At 60.6% G+C, this 5,650-nt stretch carries 6 protein-coding genes; 2 read left to right on the top strand and 4 right to left on the bottom strand.

Annotated features, from left to right (window positions below; all coding sequences use genetic code 11):
• On the bottom strand, nt 1-1,437 hold a 1,437-nt coding region (locus tag K0H48_RS20695; RefSeq protein WP_257627071.1), incomplete at its 3' end, for a DUF6531 domain-containing protein.
• A gap of 336 nt (nt 1,438-1,773) precedes the next feature.
• Between K0H48_RS20695 and K0H48_RS20690 the strand changes: the two genes are divergently transcribed.
• The gene (locus K0H48_RS20690; protein ID WP_219268948.1) at nt 1,774-2,859 is read left to right on the top strand and encodes a DUF1615 domain-containing protein; all 1,086 of its coding nucleotides are present in this window, start codon (nt 1,774-1,776) and stop codon (nt 2,857-2,859) included.
• 90 nt (nt 2,860-2,949) lie between these two features.
• Nucleotides 2,950-3,366, top strand: a complete 417-nt coding sequence (locus K0H48_RS20685; protein WP_219268947.1) for a PaaI family thioesterase — start codon at nt 2,950-2,952, stop codon at nt 3,364-3,366.
• A 189-nt stretch (nt 3,367-3,555) separates the two neighbouring features.
• Here the strand turns inward: K0H48_RS20685 and K0H48_RS20680 are convergent, their stop codons facing one another.
• The 3 genes from K0H48_RS20680 to K0H48_RS20670 form a co-directional block, all read right to left on the bottom strand.
• Nucleotides 3,556-4,737: an acetyl-CoA C-acetyltransferase gene (locus K0H48_RS20680; protein ID WP_138815505.1), complete on the bottom strand. Its 1,182-nt coding sequence runs from the start codon at nt 4,735-4,737 to the stop codon at nt 3,556-3,558.
• 11 nt (nt 4,738-4,748) lie between these two features.
• Nucleotides 4,749-5,408 carry a CoA transferase subunit B gene (locus K0H48_RS20675; protein ID WP_017135011.1) on the bottom strand — a complete coding sequence of 220 codons (660 nt, stop codon included), beginning with the start codon at nt 5,406-5,408 and terminating at the stop codon, nt 4,749-4,751.
• A 31-nt stretch (nt 5,409-5,439) separates the two neighbouring features.
• On the bottom strand, nt 5,440-5,650 hold a 211-nt coding region (locus tag K0H48_RS20670; RefSeq protein ID WP_307877383.1), incomplete at its 5' end, for a CoA-transferase.

Here is a 5,650-nt window from a genome sequence, read left to right as displayed (position 1 = left end):
ATCCGTCCACACCACCGAATCACCCGAAACCACTAACCGCTGCGCGAGCGAATGGCTCCAGCCAAACCCCAATCCGCAGTCCACTTCCACCGCACTGGTGCGATACAGCCGCGTCCACTCAAACGGTAAAATCCCGTCCAGCGTGCCATCGGTAAGCGTCAGCAATTCCTCGCCGGTAACCATCGACACCGGGCAACCATTGGTAACGGTCTTGTCAGCAGAAGAGGCGGCATCACCATTAAGGTTCTTGCCCGAAGCCGGCACATCATCAACGTGTTCTTGGCGCACCAACGCGGTCTGCTGCGTCTTGCCGCGCACCGCCGGCACCGGGTTGGCAACCAACTGGTCCCCAGCCTTTAACGCCGCAACCGGCACGGTCTTGATTGGCGTCGGGGCACTGCTCAGCAACAAGGGCTTGGCGACCGCCACATGTGGCACCAACGTCGGCCCCACAAGCTGTTTTGCCAGCAACTCGAGCAAATTCCGAGCCCGTCCAGACTTGATGTGTGCGAGCGCCTGGGTGCCCAGGCGCACTGCTACGCCCATGCCCGCCGTCGCCCTAATCAACAGCAAGTTGATCAACACCTCGCCGGTGATTTCGCCCATCAGCTCCTGCATGTCTTGCGGCGGCAGCAGGCGCATCCAGCTGACCATTGCCGACACGTAAATGAACAACAGCGGCTCATCGCTGAGTACCAGCAGGCCGTTGGCGATCGCGTCGTTGCTGAGTGTCAGCAGCTCATCAAGCTCGGCTTGGGAGATGTACTTCAGCAGCTTCTCGCTGTTGGGCTTGATGTCCGCCAACAGGTCATACAGCTGCGTTAAGTTGTCCCAAAGGGTGTAGAGCGCCGTGCCCATGCCATTGAGAGCCGCCTTCTCCAGCATCCTGCGTTGATCAAGCGGTTTGGCGTCGGTATAAATTCTCCACTGCGCTTGGAAGGTGTCGTTCCACTCTTTACGCAGGCGCTCTTCCAACCCCGCAATCACTGACTGATAAGACGCGTACAGTGCCTTGACGTGATCTTTGGAAACATCGGGATAAAAACTGATTCGGTACGCTTGATTACGATCACACTCGGTGATTTCGAGAATGCCGCTGGGGCCGATGGTGTGGTGGATCGGCTCGCCCAATGGGCCGCCGCTGGGATCCACGCGTTGCAGCACCACCGGTGTGTTGCCAATGGGCACAAAACGTGTGCTTTGGAACATATGCACCAGGGTCAACGTGCCATTGGCCTGGCACGTGGCAACGGTGCTACTGGGAATGATGGAGCGGTTAATCGGGGCGACCAGCGCCACCTCATCCCCGACCTTGAACACCTGCTCGACATCCAGCGCCGAGAAGCTCCAGAGGCTCGATGCCCATTCGTCAAAGGTATTCAGGCATTCGCGAAAATCACGGAAGACGCTCTCAACGTCGACGCTTTTCACGTCCATTGGGGTCAGGGCCAGCCTGCCAATGGCCGGGTTCAAGCGGTAGCCCCTTTGGCCCGGGCTCTAACAAACAAAACCATCTGCAATCCCTCGCACTGTGTGATCAGGCGAAGGACTTTGCAGCGGTTTTAAGACGCGCGCAGCAGTGCTTATCCGGCGGCTTGGTAGGATGTTTCCGTAGTTTTTGTCGTCTGTTCGGTCGGGTGTGGTGATGTGATTGTCGTACAGCAGGCAGTCACGTTTAGTCGTAACTGACAAATGCAGCAGGTCGGCGAACCGCGGTTAGACTTACCTGTCGATATCCGCACAACCCGGCCCGTCGTTATTCAAGGAAGCCCCATGTATTCAAGCCGCCTGATCCTGTGCCTAACCACCTTGCTGGTGCTGGCCGGTTGCTCCACCCCACGCGGCCCGCAGCAGCCTGAGCGCAGCGAGGCCGAGGTGAAGGCGCAGATTGTGCGGCTGTTACCGGCCACGGTGGCGGACCGCAACGGCTGGGCCAAGGACATCTACACCGCTTTCGACACTCAGAAAATCTACCCCAGCAGCGAAAATATCTGCGCCGTGCTGGCGGTGACCGAGCAAGAGTCCACCTACCAGGTAGACCCGCCGGTGCCGAACATGGGCAAGATCGCCCAGGATGAAATCCTGCGCCGCGCCGGCAAGGTCCATGTGCCGGCCTTTGTGGTGCGCACCACGCTGCAATTGCGTTCGCCCACCGGCAAGACCTACGCCGAACGCCTCAGTGCCGCACGCACAGAGAAGGACTTGAGCGGCATTTTTGACGACTTCATCAGCATGGTGCCCCTGGGTAATACTTTGTTCGGCGGCTTCAACCCGGTACACACCGCCGGCCCCATGCAGGTCAGCATCGACTTTGCGCAGCAACACGCCCGCGATTATCCCTACACCGTGGATGGCACGATTCGTCGTGAAGTCTTCACCCGTCGTGGCGGCATGTACTTCGGCATTACGCACCTGCTCGGTTACCCGGTGAGCTACGACCAGCCGCTGTACCGTTTTGCCGATTTCAACGCGGGCTGGTATGCCAGCCGCAATGCCGCATTCCAGGCTGCTGTCAGCCGAGTCAGCGGCACCGAGCTGGCGCTGGATGGGGATCTGATTCGTTATGGCTCACTGCTGCCCGGCACCACCGAGTTGGCGGTGCGTTCCCTGGGCGCGAAGCTGGATATGCGCAACCCCAGCATCCGCAGCCAGTTGGAAAAGGGTGAGCAGTTCGATTTCGAGGAAACCACCCTCTACAAGCGCGTCTTTGCCCTGGCCGACAAGGCTGGCGGCAAGCCGGCGCCGCGCGCGATTTTGCCGGGCATCGTGCTCAAGAGTCCGAAGATCACCCGCAACCTCACCACCGCGTGGTTTGCCAAGCGTGTGGATGAGCGCTATCAGCGTTGCATGAAGCGCTAGCTGATTGTTGATCATTGCTTTGACTGATGTTGATGGCGGGCTTGGGGAGGCTGGGTTACACCTCGTGTTTTGGCCAAGGAAGAACTCGCCATGATCACTCACACCGTGCCCGAAGGCTTTGTCTCGCTGCCACGCAGCAGCCCGTTGCTCGACCTGTTAGGTCCGGCATATTGCCGGGGTGAAGGGTTACAACTGGAAATCGGCCTGCGTGCCGACAACCGCCACGCCAATGGGCGCGGCACGGTGCACGGTGGTGTGTTGGCAACCCTGGCGGATGTCGGCATGGGCTATGCGATGGCGTTTTCCAGCGAACCGCCGTTGCCGTTGATAACCGCGAGCATGACGCTGGACTACCTGGGTGCTGTGCAGGTGGGGGAGTGGATTGTGGTGCGGTTGGAGCACCACAAGCGTGGCCGGCAGATGGCGTTTGCCACCGTGAGCCTGCAAGTGGGCGACAAGGTGGTGGCACGGGCGAATGCGGTGTTTGCGGTGCCTCATTCTCACTGACAGTGAAGATCAAATGTGGGAGCTGGCTTGCCTGCGATAGCGGTGTATCAGGTAACAACTGCTTGGCTGACACGCCGCTATCGCAGGCAAGCCAGCTCCCACATGAGAGTTGTGTTTTTTGCGGAAAATCGAGCAAAGAAAAGGCCCGATTTTCGTGGAATCGAGCCTTTTCTCGTGTTGCTCTTTAGATCAACTGCGCTCGAGCGCCAGGGCTACGCCTTGGCCGCCACCGATGCACAAGGTGGCCAGGCCTTTCTTGGCATCGCGCTTGATCATTTCATGCAGCAGGGTCACCAATACGCGGCAGCCTGAGGCGCCGATCGGGTGGCCGATGGCGATGGCGCCGCCATTGACGTTGACTTTGTTCGCATCCCATTCCAGCTCTTTGCCCACCGCCAAAGATTGCGCGGCGAAGGCTTCGTTGGCTTCGATCAGGTCCAGGTCGCCCAGGCTCCAACCGGCTTTGTCCAGGCAGCGGCGGGTCGCCGAGACCGGGCCGATGCCCATGATCGCAGGGTCCACGCCAGCGTTGGCGTAGCTGGCGATACGCGCCAGCACCGGCAGGCCGAGTGCCTTGGCTTTTTCGGCGCTCATCAGCAAGACGGCGGCGGCGCCGTCATTGAGGCTGGAGGCGTTGCCGGCGGTGACGCTGCCGTCTTTCTTGAACGCGGGCTTGAGCTTGGCCAGCGACTCGGCGGTGGTGCCGGCGCGCGGTTGCTCATCCACGGCGAAGGCCACCGGGTCGCCCTTGCGCTGCGGGATCAGGATCGGGGTGATCTCATCGACAAACCGGCCGGCTTCGATAGCGGCGGCAGCTTTCTGCTGGGAGGCGGCGGCGAAGGCGTCCTGGGCTTCACGGCTGATGCCGTACTTGTCCACTAGGTTCTCGGCGGTGATGCCCATGTGGTAATCGTTGAACGCATCCCACAGGCCGTCAGTGATCATGCTGTCGAGCATCTTGGCGTGGCCCATGCGCAAACCCGTGCGCGCAGCGGGTAATACGTACGGCGCCAGGCTCATGTTCTCCATGCCGCCGGCGATGATCACGTCAGCGTCGCCACAACGGATGGCCTGGGCGCCGAGGTGCAGGGCTTTGAGGCCCGAGCCGCACACCTTGTTCAGGGTCATGGCCGGCACGGCGTGGGGCAGGCCAGCCAGAATCGAGGCCTGGCGCGCCGGGTTCTGGCCGCTGCCTGCGGTCAGTACCTGGCCGAGGATCACTTCATCGACTTGAGCCGGGTCCAGGCCGGTCTGCTCCAGCAGGCGACGGATAACAGCCGCGCCGAGCTCCGGTGCCGGGATGCTGGCCAGCGCTCCTTGAAAGCTGCCCACGGCGGTGCGGGTGGCAGCAACAATCACGACGTCTTGCATGGAATCTGTCCTCACTGGAAGTGCATTTCTGGAACGTGGTCCGGGACGATCAGTTTACCGGCGGTCTTGCTCACAATCTCTTCAACGCTGACGCCAGGTGCGCGTTCCTTGAGGACAAAAGCGCCATTTTCGATTTCCAGGTACGCAAGGTCAGTCAGCACGCGCTTGATGCACTTGGCGCCGGTCAGCGGCAGGCTGCATTGGCTGAGCAGTTTGGACTCACCGTCCTTGGACGCGTGGGTCATGATCACGATGATGTTTTCTGCACCGGCCACCAGGTCCATGGCGCCGCCCATGCCTTTGACCAGCTTGCCGGGGATCATCCACGACGCGATGTTGCCCTGCACGTCCACTTCAAATGCGCCGAGCACGGTGAGGTCGACATGCCCGCCGCGAATCATCGCGAAAGACTCGGCAGAGGAGAAGATCGAGGCGCCGATGCGCGCCGTCACGGTTTGTTTGCCGGCGTTGATCATGTCGGCATCGATGGTTTCTTCAGTCGGAAACGGGCCCATGCCAAGCAGGCCGTTTTCCGATTGCAGCATCACTTCCATGCCTTCGGGGATGTAGTTGGCCACCAGGGTCGGGATACCGATGCCGAGGTTGACGTAGAAACCGTCCTGCATTTCGCGGGCGACGCGTTGAGCCATTTGTTCGCGGGTAAGAGCCATGTGTTGTCTCCTTATTATTTGGGCTGGCGGATTATTTGCGGACGGTGCGCTGTTCGATGCGCTTCTCGAAGGTGCCGCAAATGACTCGGTCGACGTAGATGCCTGGGGTGTGGATCTGCGCCGGGTCCAGCTCGCCCGGTTCGACGATTTCTTCAACTTCGACCACGGTGATCTTGCCCGCAGTAGCCGCCAGCGGGTTGAAGTTCTGCGCGGTATGGCGGTAGATGACGTTGCCGAAGTGG

Origin of the sequence: Pseudomonas sp. Xaverov 259 (assembly GCF_019352915.1) — a bacterium.
Taxonomy (GTDB): domain Bacteria; phylum Pseudomonadota; class Gammaproteobacteria; order Pseudomonadales; family Pseudomonadaceae; genus Aquipseudomonas.
Note: the sequence above shows the minus strand (reverse complement) of the source record. Positions and strands in the feature narration are given on the sequence as shown.

Bases quoted from the DNA above. Each gene is read 5' to 3' on its own strand.
- K0H48_RS20690 (WP_219268948.1), top strand. From the start codon at position 1,774: ATGTATTCAAGCCGCCTGATCCTGTGCCTAACCACCTTGCTGGTGCTG.
- K0H48_RS20685 (WP_219268947.1), top strand. From the start codon at position 2,950: ATGATCACTCACACCGTGCCCGAAGGCTTTGTCTCGCTGCCACGCAGC.
- K0H48_RS20680 (WP_138815505.1), bottom strand. From the start codon at position 4,737: ATGCAAGACGTCGTGATTGTTGCTGCCACCCGCACCGCCGTGGGCAGC.
- K0H48_RS20675 (WP_017135011.1), bottom strand. From the start codon at position 5,408: ATGGCTCTTACCCGCGAACAAATGGCTCAACGCGTCGCCCGCGAAATG.